We start from the raw sequence: 23,118 nt of genomic DNA on the forward strand, positions 1-23,118 counted from the left end.
TTGTTATTTATTGTCAGTTTTTTCAGCTTGTAGCTGACTCAATTTATATAGGTAGATGTTCAGTAAAAGGGTTGCGCGGTCAATTTCCTTTTGCTGTGAATACTTTTCAGCGTATTCAATACGACCTAAAAGCGGGAATAACGAGTTACTGTATTCGTACGCCTTTTCAGAGTTCTTATCTACATTCTGTCTAGCTACGTTGGCAAACACCGTTCTTGCGTCTGAGAATCGCTTATAAACATCCATAAACTGGTCTTCTAAATGGGCGCTCTGTGTCAAAAAGTTCTGACGTAGTTGCTGTGCAGAAGACGAATCCGGATAGATCGCGATTAATTCATTGGTCAAGCTATCGAGCTCGCTGACGTTACTTACTTTTGCCGAGTCTAAAAACCAGTTATTCATCATAATATCGACACGATTAATGGCCTGCGTTTTCAATGACTGAGCATATTTTTTATTTTCGTAATCTAACGAGGCGACCAAATTTACAAGTTCATTAAGTGAAGCTTGATTAATTTTTTGTTCCAATGTTCGATAACGTTGTTGCTCGTACATGAAATGTGAACATATCGCAGTAACAATCAAACCAATAACGAAGTAGATCATAAATCGACCAGACTTTGCCGGTGATGCTTTCTCTTGGCTATTTAGGTTGGGTGATGACACCGGTGCCGGAGAGGGAGACACATTCACTTTAATTTCAGGTGCCTTCTGCGTTGCTGCAGGAGCGCTAGTGTTGGCTTGTTTTTTCTCGCGTAACTCAGCCGCAATCTGTTGTTCTTTTATCTGCTCAATCCATTGATTCAAAATACGGCGAATGCGACCTAATGACGGCGCTTCAATACCGTAATGAAGACGAAGCTCTTCCTCAATCCTCAAGCATAATTGATGTGCTGCCTCTATCAATGGAAGCTCTTCTGGTAACGCTCGATGCTTATTAATTCGTTTTTCAGTATGCTCTACCATCCATTCAATAGCGCTCATTCGTGCCTTTGACTTTGAATGCTCTGGATACGCGTTGAACCAATATACGACACACACATCAAGTATTGAGTTTAACCCTTCAACAAGGCCTCTTAAGCCGTCGTTATAGGTTGACGCAACGGTAAAGTAACAGCAACAACGTAGGTCTTTCGCTTGGGTACTCAAGATCTTTTTTGAGAGTGTTTGAACCGTTTTCCACGAGACTCTCCCTGTGACTTTATTCAGGTTGTTTATTTGACGTTTAATTTCGTCAAAATCCTCAGAACCATTAGGATTAGAGCCGCTTGGGTTATTTTCATCGATTGGTCTTCGAGCGAAGTCGGTAAAAAACATAAAGAAAGTTCCAACTGATCATATAGAAGTATTAAGTTATATAGGATTTCACTACTGTTATATTAAATTATAAGCAGTGCACATCTGACGCAATTCTATAGACAAAATAAGCGGATTAGATAATAAAAATTCATTAAAAGAAATTAAATTACTTTTAGTGTGATCTTTGTTCATAATATTAATATCAATAGTTAAGTCTATTTATAAGAAGAAACTTATATATGAAGATGAGAACGTTGATTAAAAAGTAACTAAATTGTTATCGGAGATTACGGTTTGTTCAATTAGCAATCAAATTCTGTGACTTCTATTTAAATAGAAAGATTTACTGTCTCGTCACTTAATCTGTAGTCGGTTCTTTAGTTTTTGTTTGTAGGTAAAACAACCAACCTGATAGTTGAAATGTATTAAATTATAGGTGTTTTTTTAGGCTTATTGAAAAAGAGAATATAATTGATATCTTTCGCCTCTAAGTAGAATATCGGTTTTCCTAGAGGGACGAAATGCTAAAACCAAGTCAAATTGGGCTGATTTCAGCCATGTGTCTATTTTCTTCTGTTGCAATGGCAAAAGGGGAGCGATATGGACTCTCTACCAGTATGTTGACTATCGATAGCATTAAATACGATGAAGGTAAAAGTGGTGAGCAGGATACGCTTAGGTTCGGCTTGGTTCATACTCGTCCTATTGATGAAAATAATAACCGTTGGCGTTGGTGGTTAGGGCTAAACTATCTAGCAGAAGATATTGAAGCGCCAGCAAACGGCTTATATCAAGAAGCGACGAACTATGAACTTCGTGTTGTTCCTCAATATGCGTTGACTTCTTGGAGTGTTTTCACGCCATACGTTGGTGCGGGCTTGTCTGTCGGTTACTCGCAATATTCTAATCGCTGGCAAGTAGACCAAGAGGGCTATCGTTATGAGAGTGTTGAAGACATCGACCAGTTTGAGTTAGGTGCGGTTGTGACCCTTGGTACTGCTATAAAGTTAGGCAGTAATCCTGACGCCCATATACAAATTATCCCGCAGGCCTCTTATATCCTTCCGGTTGTAAATGATGGAATTGGTGGGCTTGAACTATCAGTTTCTTTGCTCTTTTGAGGTTCGTAAATGTACTCAAATCAGCTAGTTTTATTTATCTCAAAGTGTCCAGAGGAATACACCGGTGCAAAGCATATTGAAATGCCTGAAAGTGGTGGTTCGATAGGTCGTTCCCCAAGCTGTAGCGTGTCTTTAGCCGATCACAACCGCTTTATATCGGGCACTCATTGTTTGCTCAGCGTGTATGGAGATACCTACTATATAAGTGACGTATCAACTAACGGCACAATGGTAAATGGGAATAAAATACTAAAAAATCAACCCGTTGCGATAGTTGATGGTGACATCATTTATTTAGGGCAATATGAGATTGGTGTTTCTCTTGAGCACGTTACCTCAACACTAGACATCGCCGCTGATATTGCTCCTGAGCGAGTATCTAGCGATCCTCTGGTTAGTCTAGGAGATGCGGTTGTCGAAGAGGAAGAAAAAGTCGGTGCCTTAGAAGATTTGTTTATGGAGACTAAACAGGATGACATTGATTGTCATGATCCTGTTGCTCACCTTAACTTTTCGATGCAGCGAGATGACGATTACTTAATTCGTGATAATGAGCGTACAGAATCTGAACAACCTAGAACCGTGGAAAGCACACGTCAGGTGGTCGATGACAGTTTCAGCATATATTCCGAATTTGATCAACCAAGCCTAATCCCTGAAGACTGGATGGCTGTGGAAACCAAGAGTAACGCATCAGTCAATGATGCATTAGCGCCAGAAAGCGGTAAGGTACATAGAGCCGATATTGCCTCAGCTGAGGTGATGCAACCTGGCACAGTAGCCCCAGATAGCACGATTCAAAGACAACATCGTACGCCTAATGTTACTGAGATGGTCGTAGAGCAGGCTAACACAGGGTCAAAATGGGAAGAGATGACCCAATCTTTTACGCCTTCTCCTAACACTAATCAGCAACTTCAAATACCTACGGCAGAGCACGCGATAAACAGTACGACGAAAGCACAAGTCGATACTGATGCGGCCGTTTGCTCTCAAGATATAGCGCAAGCGTTTTTTGATGGTTTGGGTATTCGAAACCCAGAGTTGATGACAAACGAGGCGCAGTTATTCAAGCAAATGGGCACTTGCTTGCGTTTATGTATTGATAACCTACAGAAAGAGTTGCACGAAGTGGAATCGTTAAAAGATGAGCAGAGTGCGAGTGAGGCTAACTCGAACATTGCAGAGCTAATGCTCACTTTGAATAGTCAGCAATTACTGGCTCCAAATGAACTGGTTGAACAAATGCTCGATGAGCTGAACGACCACCAAGTTATGTTTAACAAAGCACTGAATGAGCTCATTTTAGAACAGTCAGAAACGAACGATCCCGTAGCATTTGCTAACAGGGTCACTAGCCAGTCTTTGTTCTCAACTAAGTCAAAGCTGTGGACCGAATACCTAGATTTCTACACTAATAATCGTCGCCTGCTTAATGAAACATCCTTAAAAGGGCTGATTAAGAAAAACTATAACAAAGTGATTAAGGGAAACCATGCGTAGTATCGCCGTATTACTCGGATTTGCCATGTTGTCCGGTTGTTCCATGTGGGATCAATTTAAAGAGTCCACTGGTATCACACCAGAAACTTCGTCGATTGAATTGGTTATTGAGGCATCACCTGTACTCAATGTGAGAAATGGGGGCCAGTCATCTCCAGTTATTCTCCGTCTTCACGAATTAAGTTCGCCAGTATTGTTCCGAAGCTTAGATTTCTTTGCGCTGTTTGAAAACGATAAAGCGTCGTTGGGTGATGAGTACATCAAACGTTACGAATATCAAATACAGCCAGGTGGAAAAGTTCATGAAATGCTAACGCTAGACCCTGACACTCGTGCCGTCGGTTTTTCAGTGGCTTTTCGTGATATTGATGGTTCGTCATGGCGAAAAGTGGAAGTTATTGAAGAGAAGAGCGAGTACTACATCAAGCTCAAGTTAGAGGGCAGTGAGTTAATTTCTGATAACACTCGCGGCATTGAACAGGTTTACTTTTAAGGGATAGAAACATGTCTTTATACAATCCAGTTGTTTGGCAAGATGGAATGTTCATGAAGCCGCAGCATTTTCAACAACTCGATCGTTCGCAAAGTAAACTATCGAGCCTACTGAGTGCCAATGCATCGCCTTTGCATTGGGGAATTAAACGTTTAGAAATCAACTCTCAGTTACTAGCACTGGGTAAAATCGGTATTACTCGTGCTGAAGGTATTTTACAAGACCGGACACCATTTGAGCTTCCGTTGCTTGCCGAGTTGCCTGAAGTGAAAGATGTAGATCCTTCGATTGCCGATAAAGTCGTTTATTTGTGCTGTCCGTTACCATCGGAACGCTCTGAGTTATTTGGTACCAAAAAAGACGGTGCGCGCTATACGATGGAATCTCAAGAAGCGGTTGACGCTTGTTATGATTCGGAAGACATGGCAAATATCGTCGTCGGTAAGCTTAACTTTTGCTTAATGTACGATCATGAAGATAAGAGTGCTTACACGTCTATTCCGATCTTAAAGATCTCAGAAGTGAAGCCTGATGGCAGCGTGATCTTAGATGATAGTTTCATTCCTACCTGCATCGATATTCATGCGTCGACAGTACTGAGTAAATTTGCGACCGAGTTTGCTTCTATGTTGAAGCATCGCGCGGAATCGATAGTTCAGCGATTAGGGGTGGTGGATCAACAAGGCGTATCATCGGTTTCTGACTTTATGCTATTGCAAGCGCTCAACCGATACGAACCCTTGTTTTGGCATTTCGCAAGCACAGAAGCTGTGCATCCTGAGTCTTTGTATCGAATTCTTCTTCAGGCAGAGGGTGAGCTTTCGACGCTGTGCTCAACGACACGCCGACCTATTGAGTTTACGAAGTACAATCATGGTGATCTTACTAGCTGTCTTTCTCGCGTCCTAGACAGTGCGAAAATGACATTGAGCGTGATGTCTGAGCAAAGAGCAATTCCACTGACCTTAAAAGATCAGAACTATGGCATCAGAACGGCAGCAATCCCTGACAATAAGATCATTGATACGACAACCTTTATCCTCGCGGTTAAAGCCGACGTGACCTTGGATGTTCTGCATACCCAGTTTGTCAGCCAAACGAAGATCGGTTCTATCGATAACATACGTGACTTGATTAACCTTCAACTGCCTGGGATTGAGATCAAACCAATGCCAGTTGTGCCACGCGCGCTGCCGTATCACGCTGGCTACACCTATTTCGAGCTCGATAAAACGGGCGAAGAGTGGATGGCATTGAAGAACACTGCTGCGATTGCGATTCACGTTGCGGGCGATTTCGCTAACTTATCATTGCAACTTTGGGCCGTTCGTCTATGAGTTACGCAGAAACCGACGTCACCGTAGTCTTATTCCAACCAGAGCCTGGCAAACCAATGGAGGTAATGCCAGCGCCTGACTTATCGAGAAACATCGCAGTACAAGATCTATCTATCGACAACATGGGTATTAACCCGCTAGTGGACCAGTTCTCATGGTTGATCGCCAGTCTGTCTTGTATGTCTTCGATCCCTTGGCTTGATGACCCGATGCCATTTCGTGAACAAGTGGCACGTGAGATTCGAAAAGGTGAACGAAAACTTAATGAAATGGAGCTCGATCGTGCTTCGGTTCTTGTTATTCGTTACTGCTTGTGTGCGGCGATTGATGAATCTGTTTGTCGACAAGAGTGGGGGGCAAATAGTCACTGGAGCCAGAACAGCTTACTGTCTGAGTTCCACAACGAAACATCTGGTGGTGACAAGTTTTTCGTTATTCTCGACCGCTTAAAAGCCGACCCTCGCAAATACCGTCACGTTATAGAGTTTCTCTATTTATTGCTTCAACTTGGTTTCCAAGGCAAGTACGGCCGTGAAGAGCGTGGCAACGAAAAGTTAGCGGAAATTGGCAGCACCATTTATCGATTAGTGCGAGATGACCGCCTAGCAGAACAAGAAAAAGTTTCTTTAATCAACCTTAAAGCTAAATATCTAAAGAAGCCGTTGAAAAGGGTAATTTCACCCAAGCTGATCTTGAGTCTTAGTGCGATGACGTTTGCGCTTATGTATGCGGCAACCTACATCGTCATAGACTTAAAATTTCAGCAACTGCTTGAAATGTATAGATAACCAGAGATCTAAAATGAGATCTTCTGCCAGTTTTAGGGCTTATTGTGAATATCACTGGTCTTTTAGTGAAATTCACTAGTTATTTAGAGAGATTGCAGTTTGCGATCTCTTTTATCATTCAATCAATAAAATTCAAATGGATTGGTTATGGGCGTAACAGTTGGTGCGAATGGACTTTCGATAGTTCATAAAGGCTCAGGTGGTGAAGCGAATGCAACGCTCCCAGATGTTTGTTTAACTAAGGTCGGCAAGCCAGTCGTCCCTATCCCTTATGGCAACAATGCTAAATCAGCAGACCTTGCTGGTGGGACTACGACAGTCTCTATGGATGGCGGTAACAGTGTCGCTATCAAGGGCAGTACGTTCTCAAAAAGTACCGGCGATGCGGGCGGTGATAGAAAAGGCGTTGCCTCAGGCACGATAGAAGCCGAAGCAAAATTCATTTCAGCCTCACCAACGGTTAAATTTGAAGGTAAGGGCGTATGTCGTCTGTCCGATCAAATGACCATGAACAAAGCCAACACTATGTGTTTGGGTGGCGCACAAAACCCATCGGTTTCTGTGACTGAAGAGCAGGAAGGGACGTATACGCTGGATATAGAATGCAAATATCCAAATGGGCTCCCTTACTCTAATGCACAATTTTCTTTAGTCGAGCCTTCAGGTGCTGTCATTGGGAGTGGAGTGCTGGATTCTAGCGGAAAAGCATCTGTTAATGGTCTCGCTCTAAAAGAATGCAGGTTAGTGCTCAGCGAAACTCAAGACTCTTACACCCCGAACCAATCTTTAGCTGAAAATATTGTGACGGAAACTTACCCTGATCCGAATGATTTTTGTACGTTTGTCGCAGGTCGCCGCTCGCCATTTTGGGAAGATCGTGTTGGGGTTGCTAATGACTGGGGGATATTGATGTCCCCATCCTTCAGTGATGATGACTTTAAAGATATTGTGTTAGAGCAAAGCCGTATATCGTCTCCTTATGCGATTAGTCAAAATCACTCTAAAGATTTTTCTGATGCTTATGTTTCGGCACTTTATCACATCCAAACTGATACTACTGCGCTAGAGAAATATGAACCTTTAGTTGAACTGCTCTTGGAGCAAGTGCACGAAAATGGCGATATATTGAGAGTCTTATATCAGGCTGATGTGTTTGAGCCTCCCTATGAATTATTAGCGAAGCTTCGCTTTTTAGGGACTGGGAATACTGTGAAGTATTTGCAGTTTGTTTTATGGACGTTGATAAACAATCAAATCTGTTCATACATCGATGAGCTAAACAGTGAAATCATCGGTCGTTTAGATTTCATACAAAGCCAAGCTTCTGCAAGATCGTTGAGTTCTGTTGAAGAGGGGATAAACGGTTATAAAAAAGCACTTAACCACTTCAAACAAGCACTTCCTGACGTCATTAGCCAAATTTTCGAAACCAAAAATGACACCCTAATTTCTATATCGGCAATGGCCCTTGGGAGTACCGTTAACATAGCGAGTCAATCTAGCTTTGCTACTAATTTAGGTAGGGTTAATGCGGTGGTGTACACGAAGTCAAACAACTTGAACCGCCCATCATTTGTGACTTTTGACGATAACTTTTCTGACTAGGACATTTAAATCATGGATGCAGTTTTTCCGATAGCGCAGCGAGAAGGTGACGCTTACTACACGCTCAGTGATTTTACGAAATTGTTTGATCAAGCTAAGAGCGGTCGTTATTTAATAGGACAAGGGTACGGTTGGCATAGTGGCATTCACTTAACATCAAAAATGTTACCGTGGGGGAAAGGGCTCAGACCTATTCAAGCGATGCTTGATGGAAAAATAGTGGCATTTCGCATAAATCCTGATTACCTAACCTCAACGTACCAAGAGCAAGAGTTTAAGTATAGTAATAACTTTGTGCTTATCGAGCATGAGGCTGTAAACCCCGAAGATAATGAAGATGTATTTAAGTTCTATACACTTTATATGCACCTTGCGCCACCTTCAGATATTGGCGCCAATTCATCTATAACCACGCGTTACCGTTTACAAGAAGCGAGAAATGTACGCACTTTCAAACATAGTGATGTGCCAACTAATTCTGGTGAAAAAAAACAGTCGATGTCTAAAGGAACATTACTTGAATACCTGTACGCAGAAGAGAAGGAGACCCATCCATACCAGATCGACAAAAATACCTACAAAATGATAAAGTGCCGTGTGGTAGAGAATGGTGAATCGGCAAGTGGTAGCGAAAAAGCACTGTTAAACAAGATTGTTTGGTTTGCTTCGGGTCTCAATAGTGACTTTGACATTTTAGAAGATTCCTCTGCTGTCCTATCAGAACCAGTTTCAGAACCTAAATGGATGTCGGACAAGGCGGCAATGATTAGGGACGGTAGTGTGGTTTCTTTACTCCCACTCCTATTTAGAGAGGGGATAAAGGTTTCAGCGGGGGAAGATATCGGTTACATGGGACTGCATGAGTACAGTAACGATGCAATTGGAACTAAGAAAGAAGATAATCGTGTGCATATCGAGATGTTCTCTTTTGAGGAGCCGCCCGAATTTTTCAAAAAACAGATTTCTCCCAAAAATGCGGAAGAATATCCACTTGTTGTTCTCGATGGGGCCGATAGTAGCGGTGCCGTTGATATGAGTAATTCGTTTATTCAGCAATTACTTGAATCTGTGACAGAAGATCAAGTAACGGACTTCTCCTCGTTCACTGCTCGCGATGCCAAAGTATACTTAGACGGTAAGCGTAAACACTTTGAGCGATTTATTGTGAAACATCCTACAGATTGGCATACAGAGTCGTCACAAAGTCTTTATGAATCAATCCATCAGACCGCAAAGGAAGCTCTAGATATTAAGTGCTCCGCTGGTTTTGTGACTATAGAGGACTACCGTAACTCCCCATGGCGCGATCAAGTGATGGATAGCTTTGATCTTTTCTCGCAATTCGAACTGGAAAGAGCAGATAAGTTCTCATGGATGCAAGATTTACAAGGTGATTTGCAACTAAGCGATGATAAGAGCCTTTGGCATTATTGGCCTTTTACGCCTCATAGTTACGGTTTTAGTATCGATATTGAATATTTTATAACACAGTATAAGCTTAGGTTTCCTAAGCTACGTCAACCATTTATTTTCGGCTCTCGGTCAGAGGGAAACTTGAGGAATTTGTTAAAAGTTATAAACGAATACTATTCTGAATCTAGTAATGAATACAAGTTTGATGTTAGAAAAGTGGCGTATATGTTGGCTACGGCGCAACATGAAGCCTACCACTTTTTAAGTGGTGAATATTTTAGCTTAAAACCCGAAATAGGAAGCAAAGACTACTTTAATAAATATGATCCCGTTTTGGCGGATACAGATGAGTATCGAGAAAGGGCAAAACTAAATGGTAATTTAAAAGAAGGTGATGGATTTAAGTATCGAGGAAGAGGATATGTACATTTAACATGGAAAAATAATTATCAAAGAGCTAAGGATAAATTTGGTATTGACTTTGTTAACTCTCCCGATTTGGCAATGACGCTTCACAACTCTTTTATGATAATGTTGTGGGGGATGGAAGAAGGTATTTTTACTGGTAAGAGCTTAGATGACTACATTGGTAAAAATACAGATTACATAAATTCTAGAAAGATAATTAATGGTTCAGATCAAGCAGATTTGATAGCTTCTTATGCAAAAGAATTTGAAAGTATATTAGGTGATTCGATATGAAAAAATTATTTCTATTTGTGCTTTCCATAGCTATTTATGGTTGTGCTCATGCGAGCACAGTTTATAAAGAAGACGATGGTGACCTATTGATTTTAGATAAACCATACAATGATATTCTGAAAAATGGCTATTCAAGGAGTGTTGATCTTATTAAGTTTAACGGTCAACCTGCATTAGAACTAACCAATGTAAATGGTGTCAATGCTATATTTACTTTTAGTGAGCGTCAAGTTGATAAAATAAACTGCATTTATAATAATAGCCGAAACCCAATGAATGGCATACTAAATAGAAATGCAGTTTGTGGTCTTTTCATTGACATAGTTGATGCATTGGATAACTACTCTAATATTATTGATAAAGTAAGTGATAAAGAAAATAATTTTATATTCTCTGAAGATAAGCTGTCTGTCTTTGATAATGGTAGTGGGTTGGAAATAGAAAAGTATAAATTAAATGATTATTATGCAAATATCATTTATTACTCCTTGGATGATTTTATAAACTCTAGCCCTGTTGTTAAATTTGATATAAAAGGGCATCGTGGTAAATATAAATATTATTATTTTGTTTATGATGTTAATTACAAGTTGAATCACATTCTTTATCTTGAAAATTCATGGAATAAAATTAGTATTAATTGACAATATCACTCGAGATAGAGGGAGGTACATAGTTTTTTTAAAAAAGATAAGCCTAGTACTTTCATTGAAAAATAGTCAAATTTTTTACTTTACAATCGCCTAGCCCTTATGACACATTTATAAAAAAGCGCCGACAGGCGCTTTTTATTTACGTTTTAGTTAACCGTTAGAAAAGATGTAGACCAATCTTCGGAAGATTAGGCAAGCAATGTGTAGTATCTGGTCACAAGTTGGTATGAACTTGCCTTTTAGAAAACGCTAATAAAATCGCTAAACAGCTACATGATAATAGAACGACACCTAAGTTTTGTACTGTTCCAGCCATCGCTAATCCCGTCCCGATCATGATGTAGTACATGAGCCCAAATAAAGCGCCTGCGCTGCCAACCTGTTGTTTATAATTAACGAGTGCATCACTGAGTATGTTGGGTATCGCAATCCCGTAAGACATGACGACTAACACCATTGGAGCAACAAACCAGATTGATTGGCTCAGAATCAACACACCGACTGATCCCAAACTAAGCAATACTGCTGAGAGCCAAAGTAGTTGGCTTTTTCGAACATTTTTAGACACTAGGGATTTGTTTAAATAACTCCCAAGCAGAGTGCCTAACCCCAGTACCATGCCACTGTATCCAAATTGTTCGGAGTTATACCCAAGTGCTGAGAAAGTAAATGCGCCAAGCTGGTAATAAGAAAATAGAGCAATGTTATACAAAGCAACCAGTAATCCTGAGCGCCAAATTCGCGCGTCTCTTACCATTTTCCAGCTAAGTTGATGCAACCGTACTGGTGTCTGTTCCTTCTGTGTTTCAGGAAGCTTAATAACGTTGTAAGCGAGCAATACTAACGCGATTAAAAACAAGGCAAAAAACACATAACGGTATCCACCAAGCGCTGTAAGCTGCCCGCCTAATAGCATGCCAACTACCGGGCTGATTGATATACCCATCCCCATTAAGCTAAAGACTTTACTCAGTTCTTGACCGTCAAACGCGTCACGAAGCATGGTCTGTGTGACAACGGATCCTACCGCGATACCAAATGCGCTTAGGGCTCGCGCGGTCATGACAACAGCAAAGCTTTCGGTTTGAGTTGCGAGTAAAGATGCGCAACCATAGATAAAGAGCCCAATAAGCATGGTGGGCCTTCTTCCCAGTTTATCTGCGAGAACTCCCCAAACTACAACGCCAATGGCAAAAGCTAGGAAGTAAATCGACAATGTTTGGGCTGCTTGTGCGTGGTTTACATCAAATGAAAGAGCGATTGAGCTCAGCGCTGGGCTATAAATAGTTTCTACAATTTGCGGAAACATCAACATAACCAGCATGAGCCATAAAGAGGGCTTAGTATTCATATTGTTACCCATCGTTAATGAAGTTGGCGGGCAGTATAAATGAGGCTATGATTGATCTAATAACAACATAAAAACCAAATACATCAACATTCGGACAAAATGGCGCTTATTAACGAAAAAACACAATTTGATGCAGACAAAATTTCTACTTGTGTAGTGGGAATTGCTGCGGATATTGGCAAGCACGACTCAGGTATGCATATGCACAAGAAAGGGCAGTTATTGTACGCACCTCAAGGTTGTATGAGTTTTGCTCTGGAAGACTCGATTTGTATTTTGCCACCGACAAAGGCGGTTTGGATCCCACCTAATACGCCGCATCGCGCACTAATGACGAATGTGGTGGCGTACCGATCTTTGTATTTTGATTGTGAGGAGTTTGCCTGTCCGAGTAAGATCACGATGATAGAAGTGAATAATTTACTCCAAGCTCTTATTGATAAAATGTCATTTTGGGAGTGGGATAAGCCTAGCAGCGAGATGGTAAATACGACGGCGCTTTTTTGGGAGGAGTTTTATGCTGCGAAACGTTATTCGTTTCAGTTGCCTTTGCCATCGCATCGGCGCTTAACAACGTTTCGTCGAGAGTTGGTTGAACCTTCATTTCTAGCTCCTTCGCTTACTGCTCTTGCAAGCAAAGTTGGGGCAAGCACCAAGACGGTAACACGATTATTTAAGTCGGAAACGGGAATGAATTATCAAGATTGGCGGCAACAGTGGAGGCTTTTAAAGGCAGTTGAATTGTTATCAACGGGCATGCCAGTCAGCGCAGCTGCCGATTGGCTGGAGTTTTCGTCAGACAGTGCTTTTATTGCATTTTTCAAAAAGCAAACTGGACAAACACCTCTGACGTTTATGAAAACCAAGCCTTAAGCGTCAAAATGCTCACACTCTTTCTAGAACAAACCCCAGGTTCGCAGGCTCAGCCTATAAAACATACATAGACAGGTACCAACATGCAGGTTACTTGTCTTTACTCTGCAGTTTGCGAAAGTATTGCGTGGTAAAATCAACAAAGGCTCGGATGCGTTTTGGTTGATGTCGGTCGTGATGATAAAGGAGTGAAAATTCCACACTCGGAATGCTCCAGTCGGTAAACACTTCTTTTAGCTTGCCTGTCTGGAGTTCTTGTTGGCAATAAAGTGTTGGCACACGGATGATGCCATTTCCCGCCAAGGCTGCTTTTATCATTACTCTGCCGCTCTTACATCGTAACTGTCCACGTATCTGGTGTTCAGTTGACTGCTTTGTATTCGTGTTCTCAAATGCCCACCGTGTCACACTACCTGTCAAACAAACGTGTTTTTCTAAGTCCTTTGGATGTGAAGGATAGCCATATGTTTCTAAATAGTTTGGGCTTGCGTATGTCCCCATTTCCACATCGATCAGTTTGCGAGCGATAAAGTTGGAGTCGTCTAACTTTCCCATTCGAAAAGCGATATCGAATTCATCCGCGATTAAATCGACACGATGGCTGCTAAAATCTAAGTTAATGCTCACTTGTGGGTGTTGGATTAGAAACTGAGCAACGATATCTGCGACAACGTCTTCTCCTAAATAGCCCCCCACACAGTTGATACGAATGTCACCTCTTAAGTCTTCTACATCATCAACCACTGCCATAACAGCTTGATCAATATTGTGAAGGGCAGTTTCACACTGTTTATACAGAACCTTGCCTGCTTCGGTGAGGTTCAGTGTTCGAGTGGTCCTTTGTAGCAAAGTGACACCAATCTGTTGCTCCAGATTTGTTATTTGACGTGAAACGTGTGAGCGAGAAACGCCAAGTTGCTCTGCTGCTTTCGTGAAGTTTCCTAGTTGAGCGATTAGGACGAAAGAGCGAATATCCGCAAGGTTGATGTGTGTTTGCATGATGACTTCTTCATAATTCAAAAAAGTATTGTTGCAGTATAACAACAGTGTTTCAACTAGGTCGGTATATATCAACAAACAAAGTTTTCTTAAACTTACCGCCACTGATGTAAACCGTTCTATTAAGGATTCAAAATGAAAAAGTTAATTGTTATTACAGGCGCTAGTTCAGGCATTGGTGAAGCGATTGCACGTCACTTCAGTGACCAGGGCCATGCTCTTCTTTTGTTAGCAAGACGTGTAGAACGTTTGGAAGCATTAAACTTACCAAATACGCTTTGTGAAAAGGTAGATGTGACCGACAAAGCTTCTTTTGAGGCTGCAATTGAGAAAGCTGAAGCGTTGTATGGTCCGGTAGATGCACTTGTAAATAACGCAGGCGTTATGCTTCTAGGTCAGATAGATACTCAGGAAGCATCGGAGTGGAAGCGCATGTTTGATGTGAACGTAATTGGCTTGCTCAATGGCATGCAGTCCGTCCTAGCACCTATGAAAGCACGTAACAGTGGTACGATCATTAACATCAGCTCTATTGCGGGCAAGAAAACATTCCCTGATCATGCTGCTTATTGCGGTACCAAATTTGCGGTTCATGCTATTTCTGAAAACGTACGTGAAGAAGTTGCGTCATCGAATGTTCGCGTTACGACGATTGCACCTGGTGCAGTGGAAACGGAATTACTTTCACATACAACGTCTCAAGATATTAAAGATGGTTATGACGCCTGGAAGGTGGATATGGGCGGTGTGTTGGCCGCAGATGACATCGCACGCGCAGTGCTGTTTGCTTATCAGCAACCGCAAGGTGTATGTGTTCGTGAAATTGCTTTGGCACCGACAAAACAACAACCTTAACATTGAGTTACGGCGATTTTAGGTCACTAAAGCCGTAAAACTTTGCATATCGATTCGTGATTGAGATGGCATCTTTAAACTAAGTTGCGTGAAAATTTAGGTCATCCATTTAAATCCGGACACTAAGTGTGTTATTGCTTATACCCAAGTTACTTAAGGTGAGAAAAAACTTTGAGTAATTTGGGTTTTTATTTGGTCTCAACTTTAGGTAGCGGAATTTATTTAGGTCGAAGGCGATAGTTGTGAAGAAAGGAGAGTGTGACGTAAAACAAAATGAAGCAATATCCGTCTCTTAATGAGAATTGATTTCATCAACGTCACAAGCCGTTACAATTATCCGTTAGGTATTATACTTTGTGGGTGGTTAATATTTAACCAAACAAGGAGGTGTGTATGAAACGATTCGCAAACATACTTTTTGCAACACAAGGATTGCCAGGCCATAGTGACGCCCTCGAACAAGCGATGAGGATTGCATCTAGCAACAAAGTGCCTGTCTCAGGGCTAATAGCGTGTCCTGATTTCCCAACAGACATGATCCAGTATCAGCAAAGTTATGAGCAATCGCTGCAAGACTCCCTCAAACAAAGTATTCACGAATATAGACAGAAGCTGGGACTCTCTGAAGAGGATCTCGCATTTCCTCTTACTGTGAAAAGCAGTGAAAAGCCCGCTGTCTGTATTATTCAAGAAGCATTAGCTGATAACAAAGATCTCATCATCAAAGAAGCTGAACCGCTCGGTGAAGGTGCTGAGGGTTTCAAAGCTATTGATATGACTCTGTTACGAAAATGCCCTTGTCCGCTTTGGTTGCACCGACCAATTGATAAGCCAAGAGATAAACGCCGTGTTGCTGTGGCTATCGACCCATTAACGGCAAGCGATGAACAGCACTCATTAGCCGTGCGTTTACTCGAATTATCGCGTTCGATAGCCGACACCTGCGATAGTCGTTTACACGTGATTTCTTGCTGGGAGTATTACTTAGAAAACTACCTTAATGGTAACGCTTGGATTCAAGTCGATGATGCTGAGTTGAAACATGAACTCGATAAGGCAAAAGCCGATCATAAACAAGCTCTGCAACAGCTGTTGGAGGAGTCTGGGATTACAGGTGAAATTGTGATTCACCACCTGCATGGAAAACCCGACGAAAAGATTCCAGATTACGTAGAAAGTATTGAGGTAGACGTGTTGGTCATGGGTACCTTAGCGAGGACTGGTATATCTGGTTATGTCATTGGTAATACGGCTGAAAATATTTTGCAATCGATTAACTGTAGTTTGGTCGCTCTTAAGCCCGATGGTTTTGTCTCACCGATTCAGTAATTGGGGTGTAACAAAGTTGGGTTTAAGTGATGTTTTAGGTAAAGGAGGGAGATGGATCTCTAGAACATGGAATTATCAATGTATCAATAAGTTATCAGAGGAGAGTGACATGAAAAACCTATGCCCGAAATGCCACACAGAAATGATAGAACGTTCGAATGTTTATGTTTGTCCGAGAAATGATATCGGTGACTGCACCTACGATGCATTCGAGTTATCTGATGACGATAATCCATATACATTCAGCCAAGAATATGTAAGTAGTGACCTACGTTCTTATGCCGTAGCAGACAGCAAATAGCGGTTTGTATCGGCGTTCCTCTAAGTAGCACTCAGTGATTACTGTTTGCTACTTTTCCCTTGGTTTCATGATCGTTTTTGAAGCGCTTGGGCTAAAACAATACAGTGGAGTTTGTCATTTGCGCCGAATAGCGCGTACCTTCTTATAATAACGAATGGGCTGCGATGTTGAATAACATAACGGGTAAAGAAAACCTGCCGAAAAACCTAGATAATCAGTTGGTCTTACTGATTTTCCCTGCGCTGCCAGTTTTAATCTTCTCTTTTCTCTTCTATATCTATACTCCTGCAGGCGTGAGCTGGAATGCGGAATGGATACCAAGCCTCGATATCAACCTTAGCTTTAGACTAGATGGCCTTTCATTTCTTTTTGCGGGACTGATCAGTGGGATTGGTGCACTGATTCAAATCTACGCTTTGGCTTATTTACGAGAAAGTGATAGCCGGTTTTCCTTTCATTTGTATCTAACCCTATTCATGCTTGCCATGCTAGGGATTGTGATGAGCGATAACATTCTGTTGTTATTTGTTTTCTGGGAACTCACCACCATCACTTCTTACTTACTGATCGGGTTTAATCACGAAAATAAAACGTCTCGGAAAAACGCCTTGCAGTCGCTGATTGTTACCGGTGCTGGTGGACTAGCGTTGCTAGCTGGTCTTATCTTGCTGGGAGCAATGGCAGGGAGTTATGAGCTAAATACCATTATCGAGCAGGCAGACACTATTGCGCAGCATGAATGGTTTATCCCATCTCTAGTGCTCATACTACTCGGTGCATTTACTAAATCTGCGCAATTCCCGTTTCATTTTTGGCTACCTAACGCGATGGCAGCTCCCACTCCGGTCAGTGCGTATTTACACTCGGCAACAATGGTAAAGGCAGGCATTTACCTATTAGCACGTTTATCGCCAGTTTATGCCCACAGCGAGATCTGGTTTTATGCTTTAGTCATCACTGGGAGTATCACGGCCATTTGGTGCACATTTGTCGCATTAAAACAAACTGACTTGAAGCTGATGCTAGCCTACAGCACGAATGTTGCTTTGGGTAAATTAACATTATTACTAGGTATGGGCACAGATTTGGCTGTTAGTGCAGTATTGATGTTTATTCTCGCTCACTCTTTCTATAAAGCTGCGCTGTTTATGGTGGTGGGTAATATCGACAAAGCGACAGGAACACGAGATATTGATCAATTGTACGGTCTGAAGTCAGTGCTCGTCATCAGCATGGTTGCGGGGAGTTTGGCCGCATTGTCTAAAGCGGGGTTCCCGCCGTTGTTAGGCTTTTTGAGCAAAGAATACATGTACAAGTCCGCAGTAGAGCTCAATAACTGGATCGCCTTTGTACTTTTAATCGTGAATATACTGATGGTCGCGCTAACCATTATGCTTATTGCGAGACCATTCTTTGCTCGCCGTGATCTCGTGCCGATTGAAACTAAGCCAGTTGAGACAAAAAAAGCCATGTGGATCTCGCCTTTGCTCCTGGCTCTTGGCAGTCTCCTAGTCCCGTTATTCGGTTTAAATTGGTTAGATCGCAATATTATTTTTCCGGGCTCTGCTGACATTCTGCCCACAGTAGCTCTTAAAGCGACATCATTATGGCATGGCGTGAATGTACCGTTAGTGTTAAGCGTTATTACGCTAGCGTTGGGGTATGTGGTGTACCGTGTTTATCCTACTGTGTCTGCATTTTTTCAGCGGTTACATCTATTCGTCCCCAAAGCGGAGAACATTTTTGAACGACTATTAGATGGCATGATGACAGTGGCGAAGTGGCAAACGGCGCGGTTACAGCAAAAGAAATTGAGTCGCTATGTCCTATTATTTTTCACGGTACTTGCCGTTGCGTTACTGAGTCAGGTAGCGCTTATTCCTCTGCCTTTGGTTGGCGAACTTTCAAGTGTCACTTTCTATGAGATTGGTATTGCCTTATTGTTGATTGGTGCTGCGCTCGTATGTACGTTGTCCCACGCAAGACTTCTTGCGATTTCTGCGCTTGGTATGATTGGCTTCATGACCACGCTTGTTTTTATGATTTATAGCGCCCCGGACGTTGCGAAGACTTTACTGTTAGTGGAAACATTAATGGTGGTCTTTCTTGCATTGTTAATGCGTCATATGCCACGTCTAACCACCGTGCCCAAGCATTCAATAAAACGTAAAGTAGCGAATATTTGCATAGCAGGTGTGATAGGTGTTTCGGTTACTTTACTTTTGTTAGGAATCACGTCTCAGCCGATGGACTCTTCGGTGTCAGATTTCTTTGCAGAAAACAGTGTCCCGGGTGGACATGGGCGAAACATTGTTAACGTTATTCTGGTCGACTTTCGCGCATTTGATACATTGGGAGAAGTTGTCGTCGTTGTTATTGCTGGGATTGCGGCAGTGAGTTTGCTTAAGACAAGAGCGAAAAAGCAAAATCGTATCCAATCATTAATTTTTGCAACCACGGCACACATCGTTTCGGCACTCATGCTCGTATTTTCAGTGTATCTGTTGTTACGTGGTCATAACGAACCGGGTGGTGGCTTTATTGGTGCGTTGATTGCCGTTATTGGTTTATCACTTCTCATGTTCGCGGAATCACCGAAATACGTTCGTTCTAGGTTGTATTTCAAACCGTTTCTCATTGCGTTATCTGGCATCGCATTGAGCTTAGTTTCTGGTGCTTTGAGCTTTGCGTTTGATAAACCGTTTTTGACCGGACTGTGGTGGAAAGATGTTATACCACTAGGGACGCCATTGGTTTTTGATGTTGGTGTTTACCTTGCCGTTATAGGTGGCGTTATGGGTATGCTGCTTCGTATTAATGAGGAGCTAGAGTGATGGAAATAGTCTGGAGTGTTGTCGTTGGAGTATTTGTCGCAGCAGGTGTTTACTTAATGCTTGAAAAGCATATCTTGCGCCTTTTGTTCGGCATCATGTTACTCAGTAGTGCGGTTAACCTTGCTATTTTTACCGCTGGGAGGCTGACGCCCGGAGAGCCGCCATTGATTGGCGATAATGCTCTTTTACCACCAGATAGCGCGGCAAATCCTTTACCTCAAGCGCTTATCTTAACTGCGATAGTCATCGGTTTTGGACTACTTATTTTTGCTTTAATGCTGTTCTATCGAGCTTATAAAGACACTGGAACTGCAAACGTCGATGAAATGCAACGTTCTGAGGAGGGCCAATGAGTTCGATTTTGCTTACGTTACCGGTTGTTCTCTCGCTGAGTACGGCGTTGACTATCTTCTTCGTCCGTCGCTCAACAAAAAGTGTTGAGTGGTTGAGCGGTGTAAGTGCGATTTCGAACCTTTTGGTTGCGGGCTTTCTCACAGAAAACATCATAAATAATGGTATTCAAGCCGTTGCTTTTGGTCAGTGGAGTGCGCCATTTGGTATCGTGTTTGTCGCAGATTACCTCAGCGTTGCTATGGTGATGATAACGGCGGTGATTGGTGCGATATGTGTTTTCTACGCGATGGCGGACCTTCACCGAAAGCCCTCCTATAGCAATTACCATGCGTTAATGCACATGTTGCTTGCTGGCGTTTATGGCGCTTTCCTGACTGGAGATATTTTTAATCTGTATGTTTGGTTTGAGGTCATGCTCATTTCATCATTTGGTTTAATGGTGTTAGATGCAACGAAAACTCAAGTTGATGGTGCAGTAAAGTACGTGATGTTGAACCTGATTTCGACGCTGGTATTTTTGCTTGCTATCGGTTTATTGTATGGCGCAACGGGCACCTTGAACTTGGCCGATCTCTACACCAAAGTAGGGGAAAATGAATTGAGCATCAACATGATGCTGTCCGCGCTATTTTTGTTTGCCTTCTCTATTAAAGCGGCACTCTTTCCTTTATTTGCTTGGTTGCCAGCTTCTTATCACACGTTACCAAGCGGTGTGGTTGCACTGTTTGCCGCGTTGCTTACTAAAGTCGGTGTATACGCGTTGATAAGAGTCTTCACCTTAGTATTTCCGCTCGCCGAGAGTGGCTGGCAACCGACGTTAATTTGGGTCGCAGGGCTAACCATGTTAACGGGCGTTTTAGGAGCGGCTAGCCAATTCGACATTAAGAAAATTCTTTCTTTTCATATCATTAGCCAAATAGGCTATATGATCATGGGGTTGGCTATTTACACTCCCTTAGCTTTAGCCGGTGCCATTTTCTACATTGTTCATCACATCATTGTAAAAGCGAATTTGTTCTTAATAGGTGGATTCATCGAGCGCAAATATGGCTCTAGTCAACTTGAACATTTGGGTGGGGTATACAAAGCTATGCCTTGGTTGGCGTTCTTGTTTCTTGTACCTGCGTTTTCTCTGGCCGGTTTCCCACCGCTATCGGGTTTCTGGGGAAAGCTATTGGTCATCAAGTCGAGCATACAGGCTGAGTATTACTGGTTAGCAGGTACCGCGTTATTGGTGGGGTTGCTTACTGTCTACTCGATGACGAAAATTTGGAGTGAGGCATTTTGGAAAAAGCCATTTAGAGATAAGCCAGAACAGACTCTGCAGGCCAAAGTACATTGGTTGTACTGCGTTCCAATTATTGTATTGACAACGTTGACGCTAATCATTGGCTTAGTGGCGGAGCCTTTTTATCAATTTTCCGTTCAAGCTGCAGAACAACTGTTAAATCCGACTGAATACATCAGAGTGGTGTTAGGAGGAAATGCATGATCTATCTATTCCTCAATTTTTTCTTAGCGTTAGCGTGGATGATGCTTAACGGCAGCTATTCGAGTCTGAATTTTGTTGTCGGATTTACGGTCGGTTTTTTTGCTTTAAGGTTGAGTCAACCATTTGGATTGAAAACGAGCTATTTTCAACGTTTTGCATCTGCATTGAAGTTATTGATGTACTTCGCTTATGAAATGGTTATATCGGTTGCGAAAGTGGTGTGGGACGTTGTGACACCTACTCATTTGAGTCAGCCTGATATCGTTTATGTCCCTCTGGAGGTCGATTCTGATCTAGAAATCACATTACTGGCGAACATGGTTTCTTTAACACCGGGTACGCTTAGTTTGGATGTTACGGCTGATAAAAAGTATCTTATCGTTCATGCCATGTTTGCACCTGAACATGAAGAGGTTATTCGCGGAATTAAAGATGGGTTAGAGCATCGAATTTTGGAGGTGACGCGTGGATAGTTGGCTGCAAATAACGGTCACTTTTGCCTATTCTGGGCTACTACTCAGCTTTGTTATGGCTTTTGCTCGTTTAATTCTAGGACCAACGCTAGCTGATCGAGTTGTGGCGTTAGATCTGATTTCATTTATCACTATCGGATTTATTACGGTTTACACCTTAGACAGCGGTGAGGACGCTCTGTTAGATATCGCCATTACATTAGGTTTGGTTGCATTTCTCGGCACGATCGCATTTGCACGTTTGATCGTTAAAAGAAAGGAGAAAGAATAATGGACGTGTTGATTGGACTATTTTTATGCTTAGGAACATTGTTGACCTTGGTTGCAAGTCTAGGTGTCCTGAGGCTTCCTGATTTGTATACCCGAATGCATGCAGCTACCAAAGCTGGAACTGTCGGAGTGAGCTGCTTGTTATTAGCGGTCGCTTTCTCACTCCCTGAAGTTACCGTGATCTCTCGGGTTATCGGTACGATGTTGTTTATCGTTCTCACTGCGCCAGTCGCCTCCCACCTGCTCGGCAGAGCAATGCGAGAGGTCGGATATAAGATTTGGCGCAATGATTAACCATTAGCGTCGAATAGTACTACGCCCTAGTCGAAATAAACTCGAAGCTGTATTGATGAAGTCGGAAGTAATTGACGGTATATTCAAATGCACGACCATCTTCTAGGTAACCAGTGGACTCAACTTTTAGAATAGGGGAAGCTTCTGATTCATTCAGGTATGAGGCCGTCTCTGCATCTAACAAATACGGTTTGACAGACTGACAGCTTTTCGCAATTTTCAATCCTTTGCTATTTTCAATGTACTCATATTTAGAACCATTCATTATGGCTATGCTCAGGTCTGGAAATAACATTGCTGGCATATGAGTGACTTCGTAAATTTCAGGCTCATCATTAATACATCGGAGTCTATGTATTTCATATGTATCATCATTGGGCGAGAGATTTAACTGCTTAGCAACCTGCTCATTCGGCTTTTTAAGTTCGAACTTTATGACTTGAGAGCTAGGCGTTTTCCCCTGTTTACTGACTTCCTCGATAAAACCCAGCAAATGTAAGGCATCATGTTGGGCTTTTAGATCGTTTACATAAGTTCCACTACCTCTTGTCCGACTAATTAAATTATTGTCGACCAGAATTTGTAAGCTTTTTCTGATGGTTACGCGGCTTACGGAAAACTCTTCTTGCAAATCACTCTCTTTTGGAAGCATCGATTTAGGTTGTAGTTCCCCATCTTTGATCTTTTTTTCTAATCGTTCCGCAATGTCTATGTATTTGGGTTTCATAATACCTCGCTAAGTCTTGGATCATGATAGCAAGAATGTGATCTGAGATGTA

Annotated in this window: 21 protein-coding genes and 1 pseudogene; 18 read left to right on the forward strand and 4 right to left on the reverse strand. The window is 42.1% G+C overall.

Translation table 11 applies throughout. The annotated features are described in order from the left end of the window. Positions 1-3 precede the first annotated feature (3 nt). The gene (locus R7Z47_RS05970; protein ID WP_005386112.1) at positions 4-1,317 is read right to left on the reverse strand and encodes a type VI secretion system ImpA family N-terminal domain-containing protein; all 1,314 of its coding nucleotides are present in this window, start codon (positions 1,315-1,317) and stop codon (positions 4-6) included. Positions 1,318-1,820: 503 nt separating this feature from the next. Here R7Z47_RS05970 and R7Z47_RS05975 point away from each other — a divergent pair. The 8 genes and pseudogenes from R7Z47_RS05975 to R7Z47_RS06010 all read left to right on the forward strand — a co-directional run bounded on the left by R7Z47_RS05975 (position 1,821) and on the right by R7Z47_RS06010 (position 10,905). Beyond that, positions 1,821-2,420, forward strand: coding sequence for a hypothetical protein (locus R7Z47_RS05975; RefSeq protein WP_017633753.1), 600 nt, complete (start codon positions 1,821-1,823; stop codon positions 2,418-2,420). A 9-nt stretch (positions 2,421-2,429) separates the two neighbouring features. Continuing rightward, positions 2,430-3,923, forward strand: coding sequence for a type VI secretion system-associated FHA domain protein (locus R7Z47_RS05980; protein ID WP_262607090.1), 1,494 nt, complete (start codon positions 2,430-2,432; stop codon positions 3,921-3,923). Beyond that, positions 3,916-4,416 (forward strand): type VI secretion system lipoprotein TssJ, encoded by a 501-nt coding sequence (gene tssJ / locus R7Z47_RS05985; RefSeq protein WP_213874283.1) that lies wholly within the window; start codon positions 3,916-3,918, stop codon positions 4,414-4,416. The genes R7Z47_RS05980 and tssJ overlap by 8 nt, the downstream gene beginning before the upstream one ends. Before the next feature lie 11 nt (positions 4,417-4,427). Next, on the forward strand, positions 4,428-5,753 hold the full coding sequence (gene tssK, locus R7Z47_RS05990) for a type VI secretion system baseplate subunit TssK (protein WP_005373357.1): 1,326 nt from the start codon (positions 4,428-4,430) through the stop codon (positions 5,751-5,753). Next, positions 5,750-6,541, forward strand: coding sequence for a type IVB secretion system protein IcmH/DotU (icmH, locus tag R7Z47_RS05995; protein WP_005373354.1), 792 nt, complete (start codon positions 5,750-5,752; stop codon positions 6,539-6,541). The genes tssK and icmH overlap by 4 nt, the downstream gene beginning before the upstream one ends. A 147-nt stretch (positions 6,542-6,688) precedes the next feature. Continuing rightward, positions 6,689-7,265 (forward strand): annotated as a pseudogene (locus R7Z47_RS27155) (DUF4150 domain-containing protein); the annotation flags it as partial. Between the two features lie 893 nt (positions 7,266-8,158). Beyond that, positions 8,159-10,261, forward strand: coding sequence for a hypothetical protein (locus tag R7Z47_RS06005; RefSeq protein ID WP_262607089.1), 2,103 nt, complete (start codon positions 8,159-8,161; stop codon positions 10,259-10,261). Next, positions 10,258-10,905 (forward strand): hypothetical protein, encoded by a 648-nt coding sequence (locus R7Z47_RS06010; protein WP_115386567.1) that lies wholly within the window; start codon positions 10,258-10,260, stop codon positions 10,903-10,905. The genes R7Z47_RS06005 and R7Z47_RS06010 overlap by 4 nt, the downstream gene beginning before the upstream one ends. Positions 10,906-11,128: 223 nt before the next feature. Here R7Z47_RS06010 and R7Z47_RS06015 read toward each other — a convergent pair whose 3' ends face one another. Next, complete coding sequence (locus R7Z47_RS06015) at positions 11,129-12,265, reverse strand: multidrug effflux MFS transporter (RefSeq protein ID WP_170896930.1); 1,137 nt, start codon at positions 12,263-12,265, stop codon at positions 11,129-11,131. Positions 12,266-12,364: 99 nt separating this feature from the next. Here R7Z47_RS06015 and R7Z47_RS06020 point away from each other — a divergent pair, with 99 nt between their 5' ends. Further along, a complete protein-coding gene (locus R7Z47_RS06020) occupies positions 12,365-13,138 on the forward strand; it encodes an AraC family transcriptional regulator (protein WP_132937156.1) in 774 nt (257 codons plus the stop codon). Positions 13,139-13,228: 90 nt separating this feature from the next. Here R7Z47_RS06020 and R7Z47_RS06025 read toward each other — a convergent pair whose 3' ends face one another. Beyond that, a complete protein-coding gene (locus R7Z47_RS06025; RefSeq protein WP_053349221.1) occupies positions 13,229-14,137 on the reverse strand; it encodes a LysR family transcriptional regulator in 909 nt (302 codons plus the stop codon). Between the two features lie 135 nt (positions 14,138-14,272). On the opposite strand from R7Z47_RS06025, the gene R7Z47_RS06030 reads away from it, so the two are divergent. The 9 genes from R7Z47_RS06030 to mnhG all read left to right on the forward strand — a co-directional run bounded on the left by R7Z47_RS06030 (position 14,273) and on the right by mnhG (position 22,339). Continuing rightward, the gene (locus R7Z47_RS06030; protein ID WP_053307575.1) at positions 14,273-14,992 is read left to right on the forward strand and encodes an SDR family oxidoreductase; all 720 of its coding nucleotides are present in this window, start codon (positions 14,273-14,275) and stop codon (positions 14,990-14,992) included. A gap of 393 nt (positions 14,993-15,385) precedes the next feature. Continuing rightward, on the forward strand, positions 15,386-16,321 hold the full coding sequence (locus R7Z47_RS06035) for a universal stress protein (RefSeq protein ID WP_005373330.1): 936 nt from the start codon (positions 15,386-15,388) through the stop codon (positions 16,319-16,321). A 109-nt stretch (positions 16,322-16,430) separates the two neighbouring features. Beyond that, positions 16,431-16,622 carry a hypothetical protein gene (locus R7Z47_RS06040; protein ID WP_167416120.1) on the forward strand — a complete coding sequence of 64 codons (192 nt, stop codon included), beginning with the start codon at positions 16,431-16,433 and terminating at the stop codon, positions 16,620-16,622. 164 nt (positions 16,623-16,786) lie between these two features. Next, on the forward strand, positions 16,787-19,456 hold the full coding sequence (mbhE, locus tag R7Z47_RS06045) for a hydrogen gas-evolving membrane-bound hydrogenase subunit E (protein WP_170896931.1): 2,670 nt from the start codon (positions 16,787-16,789) through the stop codon (positions 19,454-19,456). Further along, positions 19,456-19,809 (forward strand): Na+/H+ antiporter subunit C, encoded by a 354-nt coding sequence (locus tag R7Z47_RS06050; protein WP_017633704.1) that lies wholly within the window; start codon positions 19,456-19,458, stop codon positions 19,807-19,809. The genes mbhE and R7Z47_RS06050 overlap by 1 nt, the downstream gene beginning before the upstream one ends. Then, entirely contained in the window at positions 19,806-21,302 is a 1,497-nt protein-coding gene (locus R7Z47_RS06055; RefSeq protein WP_170896932.1) for a Na+/H+ antiporter subunit D, read from the forward strand. The genes R7Z47_RS06050 and R7Z47_RS06055 overlap by 4 nt, the downstream gene beginning before the upstream one ends. Continuing rightward, positions 21,299-21,775: a Na+/H+ antiporter subunit E gene (locus tag R7Z47_RS06060; RefSeq protein WP_104976188.1), complete on the forward strand. Its 477-nt coding sequence runs from the start codon at positions 21,299-21,301 to the stop codon at positions 21,773-21,775. The genes R7Z47_RS06055 and R7Z47_RS06060 overlap by 4 nt, the downstream gene beginning before the upstream one ends. Continuing rightward, positions 21,768-22,046, forward strand: a complete 279-nt coding sequence (locus R7Z47_RS06065) for a cation:proton antiporter (RefSeq protein ID WP_005373317.1) — start codon at positions 21,768-21,770, stop codon at positions 22,044-22,046. The genes R7Z47_RS06060 and R7Z47_RS06065 overlap by 8 nt, the downstream gene beginning before the upstream one ends. Further along, positions 22,046-22,339, forward strand: coding sequence for a monovalent cation/H(+) antiporter subunit G (gene mnhG, locus R7Z47_RS06070; RefSeq protein ID WP_005373314.1), 294 nt, complete (start codon positions 22,046-22,048; stop codon positions 22,337-22,339). Before R7Z47_RS06065 ends, mnhG begins: the two co-directional genes overlap by 1 nt. Positions 22,340-22,358: 19 nt before the next feature. On the opposite strand, the gene R7Z47_RS06075 is transcribed toward mnhG, so the two are convergent. Then, positions 22,359-23,066, reverse strand: coding sequence for a GntR family transcriptional regulator (locus R7Z47_RS06075; RefSeq protein ID WP_053349219.1), 708 nt, complete (start codon positions 23,064-23,066; stop codon positions 22,359-22,361). Between the last annotated feature and the right edge of the window lie 52 nt (positions 23,067-23,118).

The sequence above is a fragment of the Vibrio sp. 1641 genome (assembly GCF_033339995.1).
Lineage (GTDB): Bacteria > Pseudomonadota > Gammaproteobacteria > Enterobacterales > Vibrionaceae > Vibrio > Vibrio alginolyticus.

Excerpts from the sequence above, each read along its gene's own strand:
- R7Z47_RS05970 (WP_005386112.1), bottom strand. The coding sequence starts at position 1,317 with ATGTTTTTTACCGACTTCGCTCGAAGACCAATCGATGAAAATAACCCA.
- R7Z47_RS05975 (WP_017633753.1), top strand. The coding sequence starts at position 1,821 with ATGCTAAAACCAAGTCAAATTGGGCTGATTTCAGCCATGTGTCTATTT.
- R7Z47_RS05980 (WP_262607090.1), top strand. The coding sequence starts at position 2,430 with ATGTACTCAAATCAGCTAGTTTTATTTATCTCAAAGTGTCCAGAGGAA.
- tssJ (WP_213874283.1), top strand. The coding sequence starts at position 3,916 with ATGCGTAGTATCGCCGTATTACTCGGATTTGCCATGTTGTCCGGTTGT.
- tssK (WP_005373357.1), top strand. The coding sequence starts at position 4,428 with ATGTCTTTATACAATCCAGTTGTTTGGCAAGATGGAATGTTCATGAAG.
- icmH (WP_005373354.1), top strand. The coding sequence starts at position 5,750 with ATGAGTTACGCAGAAACCGACGTCACCGTAGTCTTATTCCAACCAGAG.
- R7Z47_RS06005 (WP_262607089.1), top strand. The coding sequence starts at position 8,159 with ATGGATGCAGTTTTTCCGATAGCGCAGCGAGAAGGTGACGCTTACTAC.
- R7Z47_RS06010 (WP_115386567.1), top strand. The coding sequence starts at position 10,258 with ATGAAAAAATTATTTCTATTTGTGCTTTCCATAGCTATTTATGGTTGT.
- R7Z47_RS06015 (WP_170896930.1), bottom strand. The coding sequence starts at position 12,265 with ATGAATACTAAGCCCTCTTTATGGCTCATGCTGGTTATGTTGATGTTT.
- R7Z47_RS06020 (WP_132937156.1), top strand. The coding sequence starts at position 12,365 with ATGGCGCTTATTAACGAAAAAACACAATTTGATGCAGACAAAATTTCT.
- R7Z47_RS06025 (WP_053349221.1), bottom strand. The coding sequence starts at position 14,137 with ATGCAAACACACATCAACCTTGCGGATATTCGCTCTTTCGTCCTAATC.
- R7Z47_RS06030 (WP_053307575.1), top strand. The coding sequence starts at position 14,273 with ATGAAAAAGTTAATTGTTATTACAGGCGCTAGTTCAGGCATTGGTGAA.
- R7Z47_RS06035 (WP_005373330.1), top strand. The coding sequence starts at position 15,386 with ATGAAACGATTCGCAAACATACTTTTTGCAACACAAGGATTGCCAGGC.
- R7Z47_RS06040 (WP_167416120.1), top strand. The coding sequence starts at position 16,431 with ATGAAAAACCTATGCCCGAAATGCCACACAGAAATGATAGAACGTTCG.
- mbhE (WP_170896931.1), top strand. The coding sequence starts at position 16,787 with ATGTTGAATAACATAACGGGTAAAGAAAACCTGCCGAAAAACCTAGAT.
- R7Z47_RS06050 (WP_017633704.1), top strand. The coding sequence starts at position 19,456 with ATGGAAATAGTCTGGAGTGTTGTCGTTGGAGTATTTGTCGCAGCAGGT.
- R7Z47_RS06055 (WP_170896932.1), top strand. The coding sequence starts at position 19,806 with ATGAGTTCGATTTTGCTTACGTTACCGGTTGTTCTCTCGCTGAGTACG.
- R7Z47_RS06060 (WP_104976188.1), top strand. The coding sequence starts at position 21,299 with ATGATCTATCTATTCCTCAATTTTTTCTTAGCGTTAGCGTGGATGATG.
- mnhG (WP_005373314.1), top strand. The coding sequence starts at position 22,046 with ATGGACGTGTTGATTGGACTATTTTTATGCTTAGGAACATTGTTGACC.
- R7Z47_RS06075 (WP_053349219.1), bottom strand. The coding sequence starts at position 23,066 with ATGAAACCCAAATACATAGACATTGCGGAACGATTAGAAAAAAAGATC.